Genomic DNA, 20,271 nt, shown 5'->3' on the forward strand with positions numbered 1-20,271 from the left:
AATGCAACCAATGCTGTCGCGAAGCGAGCGCGCAGCTGGTTCGGTAAAACAGGAGTGCCATGACGACGGTTCAGAACAGACGGGCACGTGTGCGCGGAGGGGAGCTGGACGACTGCTTGCGTGCCTGCGCGGTGCACAGCGGCAAACTCGTCGGCAGTGTGGACCGCCGCAGGACCGAACTTGCCGAGCAGCTCCGCAAGTTGCTCGTCGTGGTGACGACAGGTGACGCCCCCGCCGCCGCGCCGGCCGCGCCGAGCGGTGCCGCCGCCCGCCTCAAGCGGGTCGTCAAGGGCGCGTCGACCCCCGCCGCCGGCATCCCCAACGACGTGCTGGACGCCCTGCTCGCCGTCGCCAACAAGGCCCTGGAGTGCGGCTACGACGACGAGCTGGACCTCGCGCTGGTCATCAGCGACACCGTCATCGCCCAGCGCAAGAACTCCCGCGCCGGCTGGCGGCTGCGCGCCCGGCTGATGGAGGCCCTCGGCGACGAGACCGAGGCCGTACCCGCGTACGAGCGGTACCTGGGCCTCACCGACAGCGACGGGTTCGGCGTCTCCGCGAAGATCGCCGGACTGCGTGTCGCCGGGGAGAAGGACCAGGAGCTGCTGGCCCTGCTGCGGCGCCAGTGCCCGCGCGCCGAGCGGTTCGCCGGCGGCCCCGCCACCGACGTATGGGCCGAGGGCCTGGCCGCGCACGCCGTGGGGGACTGGTCCGAGGCCGAGCCGCGCATGGTGGGAGCGCTCCTCGCGCTGGCCGCCGAGCAGGCGCCGGTCGCCGACCGGCAGGAGCTCCTGAGCCAGTACCTGGAACTGCGCGCCGCACGTGGCGACGTCGACCTCCCCGCGCTCACCGAGGTCCTCGCCCTCTACGCCGAGCAGCGCCGCAACCGGATGCGCGGCCCCGTCGCCGATCCCACCATCGGCGGCGTGCAGTGGATCAGCCTCGGTGAGTTCCGCAACCAGGTGGCCGGCAAGTCCGTCTGCCTCATCGCCAACTCCGGTCGGGTCGGATCCAGTTCGATGGGCGCCGAGATCGACGCCTACGACCTGGTGGTCCGCTTCAACTCGTACCGCATCGACGAGAAGCACACCGGCGGGCGCACCGACATCCACGCCACCATCCACAAGCACGGCTTCAACTGGGACCAGCAGGTCACCACCCGGCTCGTGTTCGGCGGCGTCTCCGGCGACTGGAAGTACTCCCTGCGCAACCGCCTGGTGCCCGGCGCCCAGCGGTTCCTCGGCGACGAGTCGCTGCGCTGGCCCGTGCGCAACATCGGCAAGCTCGGCTCCGACGCCTGGTCGGGCATTCCGACCACCGGCTTCAACATGCTGTTCCTGCTGGACTTCCTGGACGTCAGCCCCACTCTCGACCTGATCGGCTTCGACTTCTACGAGAGCGGCGCCTACCGCGTGCCGGAAGCCATGAAGATGCCGATCACTTCCGTGCACGAGTACACCAGCGAGAAGGAATGGGTCATGCAGCGGGCCCAGCGAGTGACCGACATGAGGATATCCCTGCGATGACCATCACCCCCGGGGCCACGACCACGGCCCCCCCGGCGCCGGCACTCTCGTCGGACGCGCTCACCGGCAAGCGCCGCGTCGCCTTCGCCGCCTACGTCGACGAGAACTACCTGCCCGGCTTCCTCGCCCTGCTGCGCAGCCTCGCGCTGTCCAACCCGGGCGTGTGCGAGGACTTCGTCGTGCTCCACGACGACCTGCGCCCCGGCTCCATCGCCAGGATCCGCGCCCTGCACCCGCGGATCGTGCTGCGTCGGGTGAACACCGAGCACTACGACACGTACAAGAAGGGCGACCAGGACAACTACCTGGTCCGCAAGGCGTACTTCATCCTCGACATCTTCCGGCTGCGCGAGTACGACACCATCATCACGCTCGACACCGACATGGTCGTCCTCAGTGACCTCGGTGAGCTGCTGCGGCTGCGCGAGGGCCTGGCGGCCGTCCCGCAGTTCTTCTACGGGCAGCACAAGCTGAACTCCGGGCTGCTGGTCATCCAGCGCGAGTACCTCAGCGACGCGTTCTGCGCCAAGCTGGACGCGACCGGACGCAGCGGCGACTACGAGCTCGACAAGCACGACCAGGGCATCCTCAACGCTGTCCTGGACGGCGACTTCGTCCGCCTCGACGCCCGCTACAACTTCGTCAAGCGGCGCCTGTCCGGCGACCTGCCGGTCCCCGACGACACCGCGATCCTGCACTTCACCGGCCGCCACAAGCCCTGGCAGGGCGGCGAGGCCGGATACGGCCAGGCGGAGGACCGCTGGCGCGAGTTCGAGCTGTCCGACGCCGATTTCCAGGCCGCCTACCTGGCCCGGTCCGGCACCCTCCACCACGACCTGCTGGTGCACCTGGGCACTCCGCACGTCGCGCGCACCGGCGACGTCGAGAGCGCCCGCAAGGTGGCCGCCGCGCACATCGCGTCCGGCGACTACCAGGACGCCGTCGACATCCTGAGCAGCGTGCACCTCCCGCTCGACGAGGCCTGGCCGCACGAGGTGCTCGGGCACGCCCTGATGAGCGTCTCGCGCTCCGAGGAGGCCAAGGCCCAGCTGCTGCTCGCCGCCGCCGCCCCCAACCGGGCTGCCACCGCCTATGCCCGGCTCGCCCAGATGGCCTGGGTGCACGGCGACAACGCCGAGTCGCTGCGGCACGCCACCGCCGGCATCTCCGCCGACCCCACCCACCGCTCGAGCCGGCTGTGGGCCCAGCGCGCCGCCTCCGTACCCGAGCAGGAGCTGGGCGGCGCCGAGGACCAGCTGGCGCACGTCGCCTTCTACATGGACCGCCAGGGCAACGCCGGTGACAAGCTGCTGCCGGAGACCGTCCGCCTGGGCTTCGGCCCGGACACCACCTCCCGCCGCTGGCACTCCGTGCACGCCCACCGGCTGTTCGACGAGGCCGCCCTGGAGCGGGTCAACGCCCGGCGCGGCCTGGTCATCGGCGGCGGCGGACTGTTCATCCCGGACACCATGCCCAACGGCAACAGCGCCTGGCAGTGGAACGTGCCCGACGAGCACCTGCGCGCCATCGACGTGCCGATCATGGTGTACGCGGTCGGCTTCAACGCCTTCGACGGCCAGTCGTACCGGGCCGGGCGCTTCCGCGAGAGCCTGCGCCTGCTGGTGGAGAAGTCCTCGTTCTTCGGGCTGCGCAACCACGGCTCCATCGCCAAGGTACGGGCCATGCTCCCGGACCACCTGCACGACAAGGTCCGCTTCCAGCCCTGCCCCACCACGGTCAGCCGCCAGCTGGTGCAGGGCTGGACGGACCCGGTCGAGCGCGAGGACACCGTCCTGCTCAACGCCGCGTACGACCGGGCGGGCCTGCGCTTCGGACACGACTACGGGCACTTCCTCGCGGAGATCGCCAAGGCCGTGCGGGGCATCGGCGCGCACACCGAGGTCCGCTGCGTGGCGCACTCGCTGGACGACGAGCGGATCGCCTTCGACCTGCGCCGCGAACACGGCATCTCGCTGCCGGTGATCCCGATGTACGACTTCGACAACGACGGGATCCGGGACCTGTACGCGAAGACCCGCCTGGTCATCGGCATGCGCGGGCACGCCGGGATGATCCCGTTCGGCGTGGGCACGCCGATCATCAGCCTGATCTCGCACCCGAAGATGGCGTACTTCCTGGCCGACATCGAGCGCCCCGAGTGGGGTGTCTCCGTGCACGACCGGAACCTGGGCGCCGTGCTCACCGAGCGGGCGATCGGCATCCTGGACAGCCACGCGGCGACCGTCGCCGACGTCCACGAGCGTCAGCAGTCGCTGTGGAAGGTCACCGAGGCGAACGCCGCCGACCTGAGTGCGATCCTCGGGGAGTGAAACGGGGTGAGCCCCCGCGGCCGGTCCCAGAACGCTCCGGGACGGGCCGCGGGGGCTCACACATGCCGCGTGCCGCGTGCCTCACGCCGTGCCCGCGGACTCAGCGGCCCAGGGCCTTCCTCACCAGCCGGGACAGCCGCGAACCGCCGCCGTTCTTCGCCCGGTTCTCGTCGTTCACCTGTGCCCGAGGGGTGATCAACAGAGGGGCCGGCAGGCGCCCGTCCTCCCCGGCGCATCGGGCGCCCGCCCCATCGGAATCCTGGGTGCCCGCCCCAGCCGTTGTCCCGGGCGGGCGCCCCGTGTGCTCAGCGGCGGGTCATCGCCCGGCGCAGCCTGCGCGCCTTGCGCGCGACCTTCCGGACCGTGGCGTTGCGCGGCAGGAACCCGAGCTGGGCCGGCACCCCGCCGGGCAGCCCGAGGGACGTCAGCCGCTTCTTCTTGAAGTACCGCCAGGTGCCGTCATTCAGCCGTGCCGACAGGTACCGCTCGGCCTCGGGCCGCAGTCCCGGCAGGATCTTCGGCTGCATCGTGAACCCGACGGCCCGTACGAGGTCGCCGAGCGCGTCGGTGTCCATGCGCCCGCGCCCCTCGGCGACCGCCGCCTCGTCCGTCGGCTCCGGCAGCAGTGCGTCGACGATGGTGACCGGGACGCGGTTGCTGTTCTCGAACGGCGTCAGCCGGTCCAGCAGGGTCTCGGTGCCGACCCGGGCGACCGGCAGGCCGTACAAGGCGGACGCGGTCAGTAGGGCGGTGGAGAAGCAGCCGACGACCAGGGCCGGACGCATCCGCTGGTACAGCACCTCGGCCAGCACCGGGGTGTCCACCACCGTGAGATCGACGCCGAGCCGCTCGGCCTCCTCCTCCAGGGTGCGGGTGAAGCGCGCCGGGGCCGTGGGGTGCGGTTTGAACACCACCCGGCTGTGACCCAGCTTCACCGCGCCCTTCAGCATCCGCACATGAAGGTTCTCCTCCTCCTCGGCGGAGAGGATGTTCAGCGCGGACAGGTACTGGCCCAGCAGCAGCGCGGGCTCCGTCACGTCCGGCAGGTCGCCGCCGGTGTCGACCAGTTCGGCCAGCACCTTGGTGAACGCCGGGGTCGCCACCACCTCCGGCGCCACCCCGAACTCGGTGAGCAGCAGCGGCTCGAGCCCCGGCACCAGGTCGAGGTGGAGCAGCCGCTCCACCCGGGTACCGACCAGCGGGTCGATCTTGTTGCGGGTGGGGCCGTAACTCATCAGGCCGTCCGCGTAGACGGTGACGGGCGCGTCGGTGAAGATCTGCGTCACCCCGAGAGCCGGGTTGACCTGGATGGATTCCACGGCGAGCGCCACGTCGTCGTCGCCCAGGTTCCAGAGCAGCCGCAGATAGCGCTCCCACAGGGGCACGTCCTCCACACGCGGCGCCCAGCCGCCGGGGTGGAACGGGAAGATGGCCTCGTTCCACGACAGCACGTCGTCGAACCGGGACCGCAGCCGCTCGAACCCGGGCATCTCGTCGACGGCGGGCGTGGTCTCGGGTGTCGTCGCGTTGTTGGAGACCAGCAGGATCCGCCGGTCGGCGGGCGCGAAGCAGCCGGAGTCCAGGGCCGCGGCGAGCGTGGCCGTGCCGTACAGGGTCGACGCCATGAAGATCTGCGTGGTCACGCGGCGACCTCCGCGGCCGGCACCGGGCGGCGGCGCAGCCGGCGCAACCGGCCGGCGCGCTCGGCGTCCATCGAGCCGAGCGCGTCGTCGAGTACGTCCTGCGGCATGCGCCGCAGCGCGGCGGTGCTCATCGCCTTCAGTTGTCGCGCCACGGGTGGCTCGAACCTTTCGATGGTTCCCAGGTGGTGGGAAATGATGGCGCAGTACGTGCGTACGGCCTTCGGCAGCAGGGTCGCCGCATCGGCATCCCGCGCGGTCTCCTCGATCACCTGGTCGAACGCGCGAATGAAATCGAGCTGCCGGGCGTCACCGATCTGGGTGAGCGACGAGGAGACCCCGCGCCGGTAGAAGACCCCGAGGAGGCTGGTCACCGCGAAGGACTCCGCCTCCCGGTGCAGCTTCCAGATCCAGGGCCGGTCCTCGGCGGTGCGCAGCCCGTCGGTGAAGTGCAGCACTCCGCGCTCGACGAGCCTGCGGTGGTAGATGCCCGCCCAGGCGTAGGCGTAGTCGACGGAGGTGGTCCGGTGGGAGGGGAGGATCGCGTCGCGCGGGTTCAGCGCGACATTGCGCCGGCCGTGCGGGACGCGGTGGACGGCACGGGCCCGCGCGGTGCACTGCACGTGGTCGGTGCGGACGAAGTCGCAGTCCAGCTTCTCGATCGCGGAGACCAGCCGGGCGTAGTAGCCGGGCGCCAGCCAGTCGTCGCCGTCGAGGAAGGTCAGGTATGCGCCGCGGGCGTGGTCGATGCCGGTGTTGCGGGCGGTCGCCAGGCCACCGTTCTTCTCGTGTCGGATCAGCACCGCCCCCGGCAGCTCGCGCTCCGCGCGTGCGAGGAGGTCCGCGGTCCCGTCGGTCGAGCAGTCGTCGACGAGAATGAATTCGAAGTCGTCCCGCGCGTTGGCGCGCAGACTTCGCAGGGCATCGGGGACGTATGGGCGCACGTTGTAGAACGGCACGATGACGGAGAGCTTGAGCACGTCTTCGACGTTAGGTGGCGGCCCGTCATTCGTCTTTACCTGAACCTTGATACGGGGTGAACGGCGCGTGGCGAAGCAGTGAAGCGAACATTTTTCCGCGTGGTGGGCGGGCTGATTCCCCATTCGGCGATCTGCTGTTAACCATTTGTTGGATTCGGGTTGGGCCGCTCCTCGGAATTGCTTCCTAACGTCTTCGTTGTGCCAGCAAGTGCAACGAAGACCCTGCGAGTCGCCGTCCTCGCGGATTCCGATACCCGGTGGAAATGGGGCGCGCTCACCGCGAACCGCATCACCCCGGAGAATTCGGACATCCGCCTGGACGGTTACCTCCTGCGGGGCCGTGCGACTCCCACCGCCCGTCAACTCGACGAGGTCGGCGTCCAGGCGGACGCCCTCCACGAGGTGACCGCGGTCCAGTTCCTGCACGCCATGCGCGAGGAGTCGTACGACCTCCTCGTCCTCGCCCTGGTCGGCGGCGGGGTGCAGGCGATGCTGCACGGGCTCGGGCGCGTCTGGGAGAACGGTCCCGCCGACCGGGCGAAGCGGCCCGTCGTCGTCACCGGATACGTCGGAGTCGTCTACGAGAAGCTCGCCGACGGCCTGCTGCTGCGCCATGGAGCCGACCTCGTCCTCGCCAACTCCCGTCAGGACGCGGACCGTTTCCGCGCCGTGTACGAAGGCGTGGGCGCCGACGCCGGCTCGGTGACGGAGGTCGCGCTGCCGTTCCTCGGCGGGGCCGCCTACACCGGCGAGCACGACCCCTACACGGTCGTCTTCGCGGTCCAGCCCTCCGTACCGGAGAACCGCCGGGACCGTACCTACCTGCTGAACCGGCTGGTCGAGCACGCCCGCCGGCACCCCGAGCGCGAGGTGCTGCTCAAGCTGCGCTCCAAGCCGGGCGAGCACACCACGCACATCGAGGAACTGCCGTACCAGAAACTGGTCCAGCGGCTCGACCCGCCGGCCAACTTCCGCCTGGTGTACGGGCACATGGGCGAAGTCCTGGACCGCACCGACCTGCTGGTCACGGTGAGCTCCACGGCCGCCCTGGAGTCCCTGCACCGCCGCATCCCGACCGTGGTCCTCACCGACCTCGGCGTGCGCGAGGCGCTCGGCAACCACCACTTCATCGGCTCCGGCTGCCTCGCCTCCTGGGACCAGCTCGACGCCGGCCACCGGCCCGTGCCGGACGAGGAGTGGGTGTCCCGGCAGGGCGTCGCGGCCGGGGGTTCCGCATCCGGGGGAGGGTCGTACGACACGGCCTTCGACACCGCCCGCGCACGCATCGCCGAGCTGCTAGACCGCCCCGGCGGCCTGCCCCCGATGGCCCCGTACTACACGCCCGTCACCGTACCCGGCTACCTGCCCGGTCTGCTCGCCCGCCACCACCTCGGCCCGGACGGCACCCCGCTGCCCGGCACCCCCGCCGCCGACAAGGAGCCCGGACCGGTCCGGCAGATCGTGCGCCGCGCGGCGCGCGGCGCCTACCGCCACGGCGTCCAGCGAGTGGCCCCGGTGATCCGGCGGATGGGCGAGCTGTGAGCGCCGCCCGCACAGCCGGCCGTGACCGCATCCCTTCCCGTCCTGCTCAAGGAGCTGATCCCATGACCGAACCGCAAGCGGGCCGGAGTGGCACCCCGGTACGCCGGGTGCTCGCCGTGATCCCCGCGCGCGGCGGCTCCAAGGGAGTGCCCGCGAAGAACCTCGCGCCGGTCGGCGGCGCGCCCCTGGTGACCCGCGCCGTCCGCGAGTGCCGCGCCGCACGCCACGTCACGGACGTCGTCGTCTCCACCGACGACCAGGCCATCGCGGCCGCCGCCCGGCAGGCCGGCGCCGAGATCGTGATGCGCCCGGCCGCCATCGCGGGCGACCTCGCCACCTCGGAGGCGGCCGTCCTGCACGCCCTGGACACCCACGAGGCGCTGCACGGCGCCCGGGTGGACGTCGTCCTGCTGGTCCAGTGCACCAGCCCCTTCCTGACCCGCGAGGACATCGACGGCGTGGCCGGCGCGGTCGCCGCGCAGGGCGCCGACACGGCCGTGACCGTCGCCCCGTTCCACGGCTTCGTCTGGCGGGACGCGACCGGCGAGGAGCCGGACGCCCTTCAGGGAGAAGGTGGCAGCGGCGGCTTCGGCGTCAACCACGACAAGTCCTTCCGCCCCCGCCGCCAGGACCGCCCCCAGGACCTCCTGGAGACCGGCGCCGCCTACGCGATGGAAGCGGCCGGCTTCCGCGAGCACAAGCACCGTTTCTTCGGCCGCACCGAACTCGTGCGCACCGACCCCGCCCGCGTGCTGGAAATCGACGACCCGCACGACCTCGCCCGCGCCCGCGCCCTCGCCCCGCTCTTCGACGCGGGAAGGCCCGGCGCCCTCCCGACCGCCGACGACATCGACGCGGTCGTCCTCGACTTCGACGGCACCCAGACCGACGACAGGGTGCTGATCGACGCCACCGGACAGGAATTCGTCTCCGTGCACCGCGGCGACGGACTCGGTATCGCCGCCCTGCGCAGGAGCGGCCTCAAGATGCTCGTCCTGTCCACGGAACAGAACCCGGTCGTCGCCGCCCGCGCACGCAAGCTCAAGATCCCCGTGCTGCACGGCATCGACCGCAAGGACCTCGCCCTGAAGCAGTGGTGCGAGGAACAGGGCATCGCGCCCGAGCGCGTGCTCTACGTCGGCAACGACGTCAATGACCTCCCGTGCTTCGCCCTCGTGGGCTGGCCCGTGGCGGTCGCGAGCGCCCACGACGTCGTACGCGGCGCCGCACGCGCGGTCACCACCGTCCCCGGTGGCGACGGCGCGATCCGGGAGATCGCCAGCTGGATCCTCGGCCCCTCTCTCGATTCCCTCCCCAAGTAAGGAAACACCGGTCATGAGCACTGTGAATCCCAGCTCCCGCATCCGCCGCTTCGGTACCCGCGAGGCCGGCCCCGGCCGCCCCGTGTACGTCACCGGTGAGATCGGCATCAACCACAACGGTGACATCGAGAACGCGTTCAAGCTGATCGACGCCGCAGCCGAGGCCGGCTGCGACGCCGTCAAGTTCCAGAAGCGCACGCCCGAGATCTGCACCCCGCGCGACCAGTGGGACATCGAGCGCGACACCCCCTGGGGCCGGATGACGTACATCGACTACCGCCACCGCGTGGAGTTCGGCGAGGAGGAGTACGGCCAGATCGACGCCTACTGCAAGAAGAGGGGCATCGACTGGTTCGCCTCCCCGTGGGACACCGAGGCCGTCGCCTTCCTGGAGAAGTTCGACATCCCCGCCCACAAGGTGGCCTCCGCCTCCCTCACGGACGACGAGCTGCTGCGCTCCCTGCGCGCCACCGGCCGCACGATCATCCTCTCCACCGGCATGTCCACCCCGAAGCAGATCCGCCACGCGGTCGAGGTCCTGGGCAGCGAGAACATCCTGCTCTGCCACTCCACCTCCACCTACCCGGCGAAGGCCGAGGAACTGAACCTGCGGATGATCAACACCCTCCAGCAGGAGTTCCCGAACGTCCCGATCGGCTACTCCGGCCACGAGACCGGCCTGCAGACCACCCTGGCCGCCGTCGCCCTCGGCGCCACCTTCGTCGAGCGCCACATCACCCTGGACCGCGCCATGTGGGGCTCCGACCAGGCGGCGTCCGTCGAGCCGCAGGGCCTGACCCGCCTCGTCCGCGACATCCGCACCATCGAGGCCTCCCTCGGCGACGGCGTCAAGAAGGTCTACGAGTCCGAGCTGGGTCCGATGAAGAAGCTCCGCCGGGTCCCCGGCGTCGTCGCCGAGGCGGAGATCGCCGCGGCCGCCGGCGAGCCGCTGACCGTCTGACCCTCCCCACACATCCACCCTCCCCTGACGACGGGAACGGTCGTACGTCGATGAGCCCCCGCGCCGGGACCGCCGGCCCCCACACTCTCGCCTTCGTCGAGAGCCCGGTACAGCTGCTGAACGTGCTGGAGTGGGCGCACGCGCATGCGCCCGGCGTGGGGCTCACCCTCGTGGTGCTGTCCCCCCTCGACCCCATGACCCGCGGTCAGTTGCGCCGCATGTCCGAACTCGCCCGCGAAGAGGGCCACGAGGTCCGCTGGGAGGAAGCGCGGGGCGGAGCAGGCGCACCCTTCCAGACCATAGGCGGCCTGGCCGGCCCACTGCGCCGCGCCACCCGGGTCGTCCTCGGCGACCCCTTCTCGCGGTACGTGCAACTCATGCTGACGATCACCAGGGCCCACGACCTCGTCGTCGTCGACGACGGCACGGCGACCATGGAGTTCGTCGGCCAGCTCGCGCGCGGCGAACGCCTGGTGCGCTGGCACCGCAAGGGCGGCCGCCGCGGCCCTCGGGACCTGATCCTCGCCCCGGTCTCCGGCATCGCCCGGCGCAGGCTCACCCCGAACGGCCGGCGCCGGGTGGAGGTCTTCTCCTCGATGCCGGTCGACGACATCCCGGCCGGAGTCACCGTCAGCACCAACTCCTTCGCCTGGACCCGGCAGCGGTTCGGCCCGCCCCGGATCACCAGGACCGCCGACATGGTGGGCACCTCCCTGGTGGAGACCGGCGTGGTGGACGCCGACGCCTATGTCGAGGCCGTCCGCTCCCTCGCCAAGGCCCACGGCGCGACCCGCTACTTCGCCCACCGCCGTGAGAGCACCGAGAAACTCCACCGGCTCGCGGTCGAGACGGGCCTGGAGATCGTCCGCCCCGAACTCCCCCTGGAGCTGATCGCCCGCCGGGGCCCCATCGGCCGCACGGTCCTCAGCTTCCCGTCGACCGTCGTCCACACCCTCCCCCTGGCCCTGTCCGGTACGGAGGTCCGCATCGCGGTCTGCGACATCAACCCGGCCTGGCTCACCGAGAAAGCCTCCCCGCGGGCCCAGGGCTTCCTCTCAGGCGTCACCGGCACCGCCCGCGACGTCCACCGCCTGTCGGCGGTTTCGGTGGCGCCGGCGTGAACGGATGCCGGTAACCGCCTCCTGGAAGTGGGCGGCGGCGTCACCGCCCGCGGAGCGCAGGGCAACTCTCCGGGAGCCCGGCCGGCCGGCGCCGGTCACTGCCCCTCTCGGCCCCCGGCCACCGAACCTTGCGCGTACCCGTTCAGGGCCAGTGCCGCGGCCTCGCCCCGTGAGCTGACTTCGAGTTTCTTCAGTACCCCGGTGACGTGGAACTTGACCGTGCTCTCGGTGACTCCGAGTGCGTCCGCGATGACCTTGTTCCGCTTGCCCTGCGCGAGAAGGTGCAGAACCTCCCGTTCCCGCGCGTGGAGACTCGACAGCCTGGTCTCACCGGTTCGAACGGCCGGCGGGTCGAAAGGAAGGACGATGCCGGCCCGGCTCCCCCAACCCGCCACGGCGTCGAGGCTGACCGTGGCGCCCAGCGTGCGTGCGCGGCCCTCGAGCTGACGTGACAGCGCGCGCACGTCCACGCTCCCGGATTCCTGCTCCCGCACGTCGATCCGCAGCGACGTGCCGTCACAGGTCCAAGCGATGCGCAGGCGCGACGGACCCGGTTGCGCGGTGAAGGCCAGCACCGCGGTCCGTGTCATCGCGCGAGCGGCGTGGGCGACTTCTCCGGGCAACGGCCGCGCCGTCCTGGCCGGCGGCACGAATTCGACGCGCGCTTCGTGATGCCTGAGCAGGTGCCGAATGTCCCTGCGCAGCTTCGTGAACGCGGCCGGGGCCGGTTCCTCGCTCAGGGCCAGGTCGGACTTCTGAGCGGAGCGCAACGCCACCAGCGCGACGGAAGCGGACTCGGTCGCGGTCACGCGGGCACGGCGATCATCGAGTGCGGTGGCGCGCAGCGTGTTCAGGATGGCCACCAGCGCACTCTCATGCGCCGTCGCCATCTCAGTGATGGTGCGGGCCCGCTCACTGGAGGCCGCGCGCGACTCGGCAAGGTAGTCCGGGCTTGCCTGCGCGACCTGTTGGCTGATCGAGGTCGCGACGATCCCGAAGAGGGCCGACAGGGCGGCGGGCTGCGGGAGCCGCTTCCGGGAGGCGCGCGGCACGAGGACGAGCAGCGTGTCGACCGGGTCACGGACGGCCCAGACGGTGCGGGTGGCCCCGCCGATCGCCGCCGTGGTGCCGAGCGGCCGACCGGGCTCGGCAAGGGCCTTCAGCTGCTCGAGTTCGTCGATCGTGACCTTGTTGATCATTTCGGTCGCGCCGGCGACCTTCCGCGGCCTGCCGGTGCACTCCTTGGTGAAGATGACGAGCGCGGTGTGCGGCCACCGGTTCGACAGAAAGCGGGAGAACCGGCGTGCGATCTCGTGCAGCGGACCCTCGATGACCTCTCGCAGTGCGAGAAGGTCCGCCTCTGGCAGTGCCTTCATGTCGAGCATTCCACGCACCATAGCCGGTCCGGCCGCCCTAGCCGGAAGTCGAGGTTCTACTGGTCTGTCGCACAGGTCGCCCGACCTTGGCGCAGAGCTAACGTCGTGGAGGACATGCGCCGGTGCGCATGCGTTTTGACCGACTGACGACCGACTGACAACCGACTGACAAAGGAACCAGCTCAGATGCCACAGCAGGTCCGCGGTGTGATCGCCCGTTCCAAGGGAGCTCCGGTCGAGCTCACCGACATCGTGATTCCCGATCCGGGACCAGGTGAGGTCGTCGTCGCGGTCGCCGCGTGCGGCGTGTGCCACACCGATCTGACCTACCGTGAAGGCGGCATCAACGACGATTTCCCGTTCCTCCTCGGACACGAGGCCGCCGGCACCGTGGAGAGTGTCGGCGAAGGTGTCGATTCGGTGCAGCCCGGCGACTTCGTCGTCCTGAACTGGCGTGCCGTGTGCGGGCGGTGCCGGGCCTGCAAGCGCGGGCGTTCCCAGTACTGCTTCAACACGTTCAACGCGAGCCAGAAGATGACTCTGACCGACGGGACGGAGCTCACTCCGGCGCTCGGCATCGGCGCTTTCGCGGACAAGACCCTGGTCCACGCCGGACAGTGCACCAAGGTGGACCCGTCCGCGGACCCCGCCGTCGTGGGTCTGCTCGGCTGCGGTGTCATGGCCGGCCTGGGCGCCGCCGTTAACACCGGCGGGGTGAGCCGCGGGGACTCGGTGGCTGTCATCGGCTGCGGCGGCGTGGGCGACGCAGCCGTCGTCGGGGCGCGGCTGGCGGGCGCATCGAAGATCATCGCGGTGGACCGGGACGAGAAGAAGCTGGCGTGGGCGGCCGACTTGGGCGCCACACACACGGTCAACGCCGGCGAGGTCGACGTCATCACCGCGATCGCCGAGCTGACAGGTGGGTTCGGTGCCGATGTCGTCATCGATGCGGTCGGCCGACCCGAGACATGGAAGCAGGCGTTCTACGCGCGCGATCTCGCAGGCACCGTCGTGCTGGTGGGCGTGCCCACGCCGGACATGAAGCTGGACATGCCTCTGCTCGACTTCTTCTCCCGCGGCGGTGCGCTGAAGTCGTCCTGGTACGGCGACTGTCTGCCGGAGCGCGACTTCCCGATGCTCGTCGACCTGTACCTGCAGGGCAGGCTGCCGCTGGAGAAGTTCGTCTCCGAGCGCATCGCACTCGAAGAGGCCGAAAAGGCCTTTCACACCATGCACGCCGGCGAGGTGCTGCGTTCGGTGGTGGTCCTGTGAGCGGTCTGCGTGTCGAAGAGCCACCGTCGGCTGTTGGATCACGGGGGCTCGTGCCGCCTACGTGAAGGCCGGGCCGGCGTCAGTCCTGCGCCGTCTCCGGCCTGCGGGCCAGGAGGAGGGCGCGGGGGCGTTTCTCGTCGGCGGTCGGCTCCCGCAGGATCTGCGCGGTGAGTTCCAGGCCCGCCTTGGTCAGGTGGGTGACGACCGTGGCGGGGGAGCGCCAGTAGTAGTCCAGGGAGACGGGGTGGCCGAAACGTTCGTCCAGGTGCAGGCCGCCGTCCTCGTCGCCCGACTGGAAGGCCAGCAGGACCGGGGCGCCCGGTGTCAGGACGCGGTGGAACTCGGTGAAGACCTCGGTGAGATGGTCGTCCGGGATGTGGATGACCGAGTACAGCGCCACGATGCCGCCCAGCGTCCCGGTCGGCAGGTCCAGCGCGGTCATCGAGCCCACGTGGAACCGCAGCTCCGGATGTGCCTCGCGGGCCAGGGACACCATGCGCGGTGAGAGATCGACGCCGAAGACCGGCAGCCCGAGCCGGTGCAGCCGTGCGGTCACGTACCCGGGACCGCAGCCGAGGTCGGCCACCGGCGGCGAAGTGCTCCCGGCAGCCCGCCCAGGTGTACGGGCGAGCTCGGCGAAGGCCGTCAGCAGGGAGCGTTCCAGCGGCAGCCCGGCCAGGCCGTCGCCGAACCGGTCCGCGTAGTCGTCGGCGATGGCGTCGTACGAGGAACGGGTGGCCCGGAGGAACTCCGGCGGGTCGGCGCGCATGGCCCCGCACCCTATCGGCGCAACCGGGGGCGTCGGAGACGGTTTCACCCGTGCGCGTGGGCGGCGACCATGCACCCGTGGACAGCGGGGGACCGCGTCCGGAAGGTGAACCGGTCCGCGTGGCTCGAGCGATGCGTGGTACACCGAGGAGAGGTGAAGCGAGGTGAGGGGTGCCGGAAACGGTCGCCGCGAGCGATGTCACGGTCCGGTGGGTCGTACGGCCTCACTCGCCGCAAAAGAGCGGCGAGTTTACCCATCACGGAGCACGGCTAAGCGTGGGTCTGCCGGATTTTCGTCCACTGACGGGTTGAATTTTCTTGATCAGGGGGCGGTCGGAGGCCCCGGCGTCCTACCCTTCAAAGGGTGAACCAACTGATGTCACTGGAGTCCGAGGTCGATCTGCCCGGAGGAGCGGTGCTTCCGGGCGCCCTCCCCGAGGTCCTGCGCGCCGAGCTCGTCGCCTTCCGACGCGACCTGCACATGCACCCCGAGCTGGGCAACCAGGAGTTCCGTACGACCGCCGCGATCAAGGAGCGGCTGGAGCGGGCCGGCCTCGCCCCGCGCGTACTCTCCGGCGGGACCGGCGTCATCTGTGACATCGGGGTGACGGACAGCGGCAGCATCGCAGGAACCGAGGCGGCCCCCGGCACCGGCATACTCGCCCTGCGGGCCGACATCGACGGGCTGCCCATCCCCGACATGAAGACCGAGTGCCCGTACCGCTCCACCGTGCCCGACCGGGCGCACGCCTGCGGCCACGACGTGCACACCACCGTCGTGCTGGGCACCGGGCTCGTCCTCGCCGAACTGCACCGTCAGGGCCTGTTGTCCCGGCCGGTGCGGCTGATCTTCCAGCCCGCCGAGGAGGTGCTGCCCGGTGGGGCCGCCGACACCATCCTGGACGGCGCGCTCGACGGGGTCGGGCGAATCGTCGCCGTGCACTGCGACCCGCGGGTCGACGCGGGGAGGATCGGACTCCGCGAGGGCCCCCTCACCTCCGCCTGCGACCGTCTCGAGATCGCCCTCGACGGGCCCGGCGGCCACACCGCCCGTCCGCATCTGACCACCGACCTGGTCACCGCCGCCGCCCGGGTCGTCACCGACGTGCCCGCCCTGGTGGGCCGACGGGTCGACAGCCGCAGCGGGCTCGCCATCACCTGGGGCAGGGTCGAGTCCGGCCACGCGCCCAACGTCATCCCGCAGCACGCCGAGCTCTCCGGCACCGTGCGCTGCCTGGACCTGGAGACCTGGCGGCTGGCCCCGGACATCGTGGTCGCCGCCATTGACGAGGTGGCCAACCTGCACCGCGCCAAGTCGGAGATCAACTACGTACGCGGAGTCCCGCCGGTCGTCAACGAGGCCGGCGTCACCGAACTCCTGCGGGACGCCATGATCGCCCGGCGCGGCGCGGAGTCCGTGGAGAGCACCGAACAGAGCCTCGGCGGCGAGGACTTCTCCTGGTACCTGGAGCGCGTCCCCGGCGCCATGGCCCGCCTCGGGGTCCGTCCCCCCGGCGAGCGCACCATCCGCGACCTGCACCAGGGCGACTTCGACGTCGACGAGCACGCCATCACCGTGGGCGTCGAACTGTTCACCGCCGCCGCCTTCCTGGACGCCCTGCGCTGAGCGGGTGGGGGCCGGCCGGCCATCGGCCCCCCTCCGGCCCCCCTCTTTCCCCGCCCGTCGCTCCCCTTGCGTCCCGGGCGGGGGAAGGAGAGCGTGGTGCGCGTGGCGCCCAGCCGTGCGCCGTTCCGGTCGGCCCTTTCCGCCCCCTTCGATCCCCTACGGCCCTCTGCTTTACCGGGGTGTAACCGGCCATCGGCACGAATGGATAACGGCCCCGCTGTACCCCGTTCCCAGGAGTGTCTACGCGCGTTAATGTCGCCGAACCGAGCGCCGCTGCGGGGCTTTGGAGAATGGGGAGCGTCAGATGCGTCGGATATCCAGACTGACTCGCGTCGCGGTGGGGGTCGCGTCGCTCGCACTCGCCGCCACGGCCTGCGGCGGCACCAGCAGCGAGGGCGGGGACAGCGGAAAGAGCTCCGCGAAGGGCGACCTCGGTCTCGCCATCGCCTACGACATCGGCGGCAAGGGTGACCAGTCCTTCAACGACGCCGCGTACGCGGGGCTCCAGAAGGCGGAGAAGGAGTTCGGCTACAAGACCGCCGACATCGAGCCCACCGAGGGCGAGACCGACGCGGACAAGGAGCAGCGCCTCTCGTCGCTCGCCAAGCAGGGCTACAACCCCGTCATCGGCGTCGGCTTCGCCTACGGCCCGGCGATGACGGCCGTGGCCGAGAAGTACCCGGACACCACCTTCGGCATCGTCGACTCCGTGGTCGAGGGCAAGAACGTCGCCTCCCTCGTCTTCGCCGAGGAGCAGGCGTCCTACCTCGCCGGTGTCGCCGCCGCCAAGGCCACCAAGACGAACACGGTCGGCTTCGTGGGTGGTGTCGACATCCCGCTGATCCACAAGTTCGAGGCCGGGTTCAAGCAGGGCGTGCAGGCGACCGACCCGAAGGTCAAGGTCGTCTCCCAGTACCTGACGCAGACCGCGGAGGAGGGCGGCTTCTCCAGCCCCGACAAGGGCAAGGCCGCCGCCGAGGGCCAGATCGAGAAGAAGGCCGACGTCGTCTACCAGGCGGCCGGCCTCTCCGGGCAGGGCGTGATCGAGGCCGCCGCCAAGGCGAAGGTCTGGGCGATCGGCGTCGACTCCGACCAGTACCAGCAGGAAGCCCTCGCCGGCTACAAGGACTTCATCCTCACCTCCGCCACCAAGGAGGTCGGCGGTTCGGTGTACGCCCTGGCCAAGTCCGTCAAGGACGGCAAGGCGCTGACAGGCACCCAGGTCTTCGACCTGAAGGTGGACGGCGTCGGCCTCTCCGACAGCAACCCGAAGATGGGCGAGATCGAGGGCCTGACGGACGCCGTGGCCAAGGCCAAGGAAGGCATCATCGACGGCTCCATCACCGTCAAGGCGGAGTAGCACGACAGCGCGACAGGGGAGCAGCGCGGTACCGCGGTACCGCAGTGACGAAGCCGGGCGGGCACCTCAACGGGTGCCCGCCCGGCTTCCGCGCCCTCCGGACGCCGTTTTGCCGGACCGGCAACAGGAGTGGCGTGCCCGGGACACGCTGGGCGACGGTGGGCCGATGAACGACGACAGCGCGACAGGACCGCCCGCGTCCGCCACTGCCTTCCCCGCCGACGGATACGTCGGGGACCCCGCGGTGAGGACGGAGTGGGACAACCGGTACACCGACCGACAGCAACTGTGGAGCGGCCGGCCCAACGGCGCGCTGGTGGCCGAGGCCGCCGGGCTCACACCCGGACGGGTGCTCGACGTCGGCTGCGGCGAGGGCGCGGACGCCGTCTGGCTCGCGCGCCGCGGCTGGGACGTGACCGCACTCGAGGTCTCGGGCGTGGCACTGGAACGGGCGGCCGGGCACGCACGGGACGCCGGCCTCGCCGTTCGCTTGATTCACGCCTCACTGACGGAGGCGGCCCTCCCGCCGGCCTCCTTCGACCTGGTCTCCGCGCAGTACCCCGCCCTGCTGCGCACCCCCGACGCCGCGGCCGAGCGAGCGCTGCTCGCGGCCGTCGTGCCCGGCGGCGTGCTGCTGCTCGTACACCACGCGGGGATGGACACCCAGCAGGAGAACGAGAGCGGCTTCGACCCGGCCGACTACGTCTGGCCCTCGATGGTCGCCGCTCTGCTCGACGAGGACTGGGAGGTGGCGGTGGACGAGCAGCGGCCCCGCGTGGCACCCGACGGCGGCGCCGGCGCGCACCACACCGACGACTTGGTGCTGCGCGCGCGCCGGCTGCGTTGACCCCTTCCGGCAGCAGAACCGGCGACCCGCTCCGATGCCCGGCGTGCGCCGGTCGGTGAGCACGGTGTCGGATGTCACAGTGCTTGTCACCTCACGCCGCACATCGTCCGAATGTCACCCAGTGCCACGATCTGTTCGCGATCGGCAACGGTGTACTCGCGGTAGGGAGCGAGTAGGCCACGGCCGCATAACAAGGTGGACAGAAAGGGTTTCCAGGGAGGTCTACGCGCGTTAATCTGCGGCGAAGCCAGCGCCGTCCCCCCAACTTCCGGCGCTTGTACGAAGGAGCACCACACATGCGCCGGATTTCCCGGATTACGGTCGCAGGCGCAGCGACCGCCTCTCTGGCCCTCGCGCTCTCCGCCTGCGGCGGCACCTCGACCTCTTCCGGCTCGTCGGAGTCGAAGGGCGACAAGGGCATCGCCATCGCGTACGACGTCGGCGGCCGGGGTGACCAGTCCTTCAACGACGCCGCCTTCGCGGGCCTGAAGCAGGCGGAGAAGGAGTTCGGCTACAAGACCGCCGACGTCGAGCCCACCGACGGTGAGACCGACGCGGACAAGGAGCAGCGCCTGGTCTCGCTGGCGAAGCAGGGCTACGACCCGGTCGTCGGTGTCGGCTACGCCTACGCCACCGCCCTGAAGGGTGCCGCCGAGAAGTACCCGGACACCACCTTCGGCATCGTCGACGACTCCACGGTCGAGCTGGACAACGTGGCCGACCTGGTCTTCTCCGAGGAGGAGGCCTCCTACCTGGCCGGCGTCGCCGCAGCCAAGACCACCAAGACCGACGTCGTGGGCTTCATCGGCGGTGTGGACATTCCGCTGATCCACAAGTTCCGGGCCGGCTTCGAGCAGGGCGTCAAGGACACCGACCCGGGCGTCAAGGTCATCTCGCAGTTCCTGACGCAGACGGCGGAGGAGGGCGGCTTCTCCAGCCCCGACAAGGGCAAGGCCGCCGCCGAGGGCCAGATCGAGAAGAAGGCCGACGTCGTCTACACGGCGGCCGGTCTGTCCGGTCAGGGCGCCATCGAGGCCGCGGCCGCCAACAAGGTCTGGGCGATCGGCGTGGACTCCGACCAGTACGCGCAGGAAGCCCTGGCGAAGTACAAGGACTCGATCCTCACCTCCGCGACGAAGGACGTCGCCAAGTCGGTGTACAAGCTGGCGCAGTCGGTCCAGGACAAGGCTCCCCGCACCGGTATCCTCAGGGGCGATCTGGCGTCGGGTGAGGTCGGTCTCGCGAAGTCCAACCCCGTGTTCGCGGACAACGCGAAGCTTCAGGACGTCATCGAGACGGCCAAGAAGAAGATCATCAGCGGCGACATCAAGGTCCGGTCGAGCTGATCCCGGCAGGACCTTTCGTTCGCGTCGGGCCGGGCTCGCGAGCCCGGCCCGACGCGAACGAAAGGTCCTGGACCTGAACAGCGTGTAACCCGTGGGGTGGCGACCGGCTCGACGGGGTGCGGGGAGTAGGCTCCCCGCACCCCGTCGAGCCGGGTGTGCGACCCTGTTCGATGCCGTAGGGGCGCTACGCGCGTAGACGACCCCCGTCCCCAGGAGTGCGCCATCAACGCGTCCAGCAGCCCTCCGGCCGGAG

At 70.7% G+C, this 20,271-nt stretch carries 15 protein-coding genes; 11 read left to right on the forward strand and 4 right to left on the reverse strand.

Annotation, left to right across the window (positions count from 1 at the left end):
* Positions 1-59 precede the first annotated feature (59 nt).
* Both ACFPZI_RS06620 and ACFPZI_RS06625 read left to right on the forward strand, forming a co-directional pair.
* Positions 60-1,526: a glycosyltransferase family 29 protein gene (locus ACFPZI_RS06620; protein WP_381359386.1), complete on the forward strand. Its 1,467-nt coding sequence runs from the start codon at positions 60-62 to the stop codon at positions 1,524-1,526.
* Positions 1,523-3,856: a glycosyltransferase gene (locus tag ACFPZI_RS06625; RefSeq protein WP_381359389.1), complete on the forward strand. Its 2,334-nt coding sequence runs from the start codon at positions 1,523-1,525 to the stop codon at positions 3,854-3,856. Before ACFPZI_RS06620 ends, ACFPZI_RS06625 begins: the two co-directional genes overlap by 4 nt.
* Before the next feature lie 305 nt (positions 3,857-4,161).
* Here the strand turns inward: ACFPZI_RS06625 and ACFPZI_RS06630 are convergent, their stop codons facing one another.
* Positions 4,162-5,499, reverse strand: coding sequence for an alpha-2,8-polysialyltransferase family protein (locus ACFPZI_RS06630; protein ID WP_381359392.1), 1,338 nt, complete (start codon positions 5,497-5,499; stop codon positions 4,162-4,164).
* Positions 5,496-6,476, reverse strand: coding sequence for a glycosyltransferase family 2 protein (locus ACFPZI_RS06635; protein ID WP_381359395.1), 981 nt, complete (start codon positions 6,474-6,476; stop codon positions 5,496-5,498). Before ACFPZI_RS06635 ends, ACFPZI_RS06630 begins: the two co-directional genes overlap by 4 nt.
* A gap of 198 nt (positions 6,477-6,674) precedes the next feature.
* Between ACFPZI_RS06635 and ACFPZI_RS06640 the strand changes: the two genes are divergently transcribed.
* The 4 genes from ACFPZI_RS06640 to ACFPZI_RS06655 all read left to right on the forward strand — a co-directional run bounded on the left by ACFPZI_RS06640 (position 6,675) and on the right by ACFPZI_RS06655 (position 11,422).
* Complete coding sequence (locus ACFPZI_RS06640) at positions 6,675-8,018, forward strand: DUF6716 putative glycosyltransferase (protein WP_381359398.1); 1,344 nt, start codon at positions 6,675-6,677, stop codon at positions 8,016-8,018.
* A gap of 62 nt (positions 8,019-8,080) precedes the next feature.
* On the forward strand, positions 8,081-9,340 hold the full coding sequence (locus ACFPZI_RS06645; protein WP_381359401.1) for a cytidylyltransferase domain-containing protein: 1,260 nt from the start codon (positions 8,081-8,083) through the stop codon (positions 9,338-9,340).
* A 22-nt stretch (positions 9,341-9,362) separates the two neighbouring features.
* Complete coding sequence (locus ACFPZI_RS06650) at positions 9,363-10,301, forward strand: N-acetylneuraminate synthase family protein (protein ID WP_381359561.1); 939 nt, start codon at positions 9,363-9,365, stop codon at positions 10,299-10,301.
* Positions 10,302-10,351: 50 nt separating this feature from the next.
* Positions 10,352-11,422: a hypothetical protein gene (locus ACFPZI_RS06655; RefSeq protein WP_381359403.1), complete on the forward strand. Its 1,071-nt coding sequence runs from the start codon at positions 10,352-10,354 to the stop codon at positions 11,420-11,422.
* Positions 11,423-11,517: 95 nt separating this feature from the next.
* Here the strand turns inward: ACFPZI_RS06655 and ACFPZI_RS06660 are convergent, their stop codons facing one another.
* A complete protein-coding gene (locus ACFPZI_RS06660; RefSeq protein WP_381359406.1) occupies positions 11,518-12,798 on the reverse strand; it encodes a helix-turn-helix transcriptional regulator in 1,281 nt (426 codons plus the stop codon).
* A 186-nt stretch (positions 12,799-12,984) separates the two neighbouring features.
* Between ACFPZI_RS06660 and ACFPZI_RS06665 the strand changes: the two genes are divergently transcribed.
* Positions 12,985-14,070 (forward strand): S-(hydroxymethyl)mycothiol dehydrogenase, encoded by a 1,086-nt coding sequence (locus ACFPZI_RS06665; protein WP_381359408.1) that lies wholly within the window; start codon positions 12,985-12,987, stop codon positions 14,068-14,070.
* Positions 14,071-14,149: 79 nt separating this feature from the next.
* Here ACFPZI_RS06665 and ACFPZI_RS06670 read toward each other — a convergent pair whose 3' ends face one another.
* Positions 14,150-14,839, reverse strand: a complete 690-nt coding sequence (locus tag ACFPZI_RS06670; RefSeq protein ID WP_381359411.1) for a class I SAM-dependent DNA methyltransferase — start codon at positions 14,837-14,839, stop codon at positions 14,150-14,152.
* 375 nt (positions 14,840-15,214) lie between these two features.
* Here ACFPZI_RS06670 and ACFPZI_RS06675 point away from each other — a divergent pair, with 375 nt between their 5' ends.
* The 4 genes from ACFPZI_RS06675 to ACFPZI_RS06690 all read left to right on the forward strand — a co-directional run bounded on the left by ACFPZI_RS06675 (position 15,215) and on the right by ACFPZI_RS06690 (position 20,018).
* The gene (locus tag ACFPZI_RS06675; protein WP_381359564.1) at positions 15,215-16,465 is read left to right on the forward strand and encodes an amidohydrolase; all 1,251 of its coding nucleotides are present in this window, start codon (positions 15,215-15,217) and stop codon (positions 16,463-16,465) included.
* 304 nt (positions 16,466-16,769) lie between these two features.
* Complete coding sequence (locus tag ACFPZI_RS06680; protein WP_381359414.1) at positions 16,770-17,825, forward strand: BMP family lipoprotein; 1,056 nt, start codon at positions 16,770-16,772, stop codon at positions 17,823-17,825.
* Between the two features lie 166 nt (positions 17,826-17,991).
* Positions 17,992-18,672: a class I SAM-dependent methyltransferase gene (locus tag ACFPZI_RS06685; protein ID WP_381359417.1), complete on the forward strand. Its 681-nt coding sequence runs from the start codon at positions 17,992-17,994 to the stop codon at positions 18,670-18,672.
* A gap of 296 nt (positions 18,673-18,968) precedes the next feature.
* Positions 18,969-20,018: a BMP family lipoprotein gene (locus ACFPZI_RS06690; protein ID WP_381359420.1), complete on the forward strand. Its 1,050-nt coding sequence runs from the start codon at positions 18,969-18,971 to the stop codon at positions 20,016-20,018.
* Positions 20,019-20,271: the final 253 nt, after the last annotated feature.

The organism is Streptomyces chlorus (assembly GCF_042655885.1).
In the GTDB taxonomy this organism is placed as follows: domain Bacteria; phylum Actinomycetota; class Actinomycetes; order Streptomycetales; family Streptomycetaceae; genus Streptomyces; species Streptomyces chlorus.

Excerpts from the sequence above, each read along its gene's own strand:
- ACFPZI_RS06620 (WP_381359386.1), top strand. The coding sequence starts at position 60 with ATGACGACGGTTCAGAACAGACGGGCACGTGTGCGCGGAGGGGAGCTG.
- ACFPZI_RS06625 (WP_381359389.1), top strand. The coding sequence starts at position 1,523 with ATGACCATCACCCCCGGGGCCACGACCACGGCCCCCCCGGCGCCGGCA.
- ACFPZI_RS06645 (WP_381359401.1), top strand. The coding sequence starts at position 8,081 with ATGACCGAACCGCAAGCGGGCCGGAGTGGCACCCCGGTACGCCGGGTG.
- ACFPZI_RS06655 (WP_381359403.1), top strand. The coding sequence starts at position 10,352 with ATGAGCCCCCGCGCCGGGACCGCCGGCCCCCACACTCTCGCCTTCGTC.
- ACFPZI_RS06660 (WP_381359406.1), bottom strand. The coding sequence starts at position 12,798 with ATGAAGGCACTGCCAGAGGCGGACCTTCTCGCACTGCGAGAGGTCATC.
- ACFPZI_RS06665 (WP_381359408.1), top strand. The coding sequence starts at position 12,985 with ATGCCACAGCAGGTCCGCGGTGTGATCGCCCGTTCCAAGGGAGCTCCG.
- ACFPZI_RS06670 (WP_381359411.1), bottom strand. The coding sequence starts at position 14,839 with ATGCGCGCCGACCCGCCGGAGTTCCTCCGGGCCACCCGTTCCTCGTAC.
- ACFPZI_RS06675 (WP_381359564.1), top strand. The coding sequence starts at position 15,215 with ATGTCACTGGAGTCCGAGGTCGATCTGCCCGGAGGAGCGGTGCTTCCG.
- ACFPZI_RS06680 (WP_381359414.1), top strand. The coding sequence starts at position 16,770 with ATGCGTCGGATATCCAGACTGACTCGCGTCGCGGTGGGGGTCGCGTCG.
- ACFPZI_RS06685 (WP_381359417.1), top strand. The coding sequence starts at position 17,992 with ATGAACGACGACAGCGCGACAGGACCGCCCGCGTCCGCCACTGCCTTC.
- ACFPZI_RS06690 (WP_381359420.1), top strand. The coding sequence starts at position 18,969 with ATGCGCCGGATTTCCCGGATTACGGTCGCAGGCGCAGCGACCGCCTCT.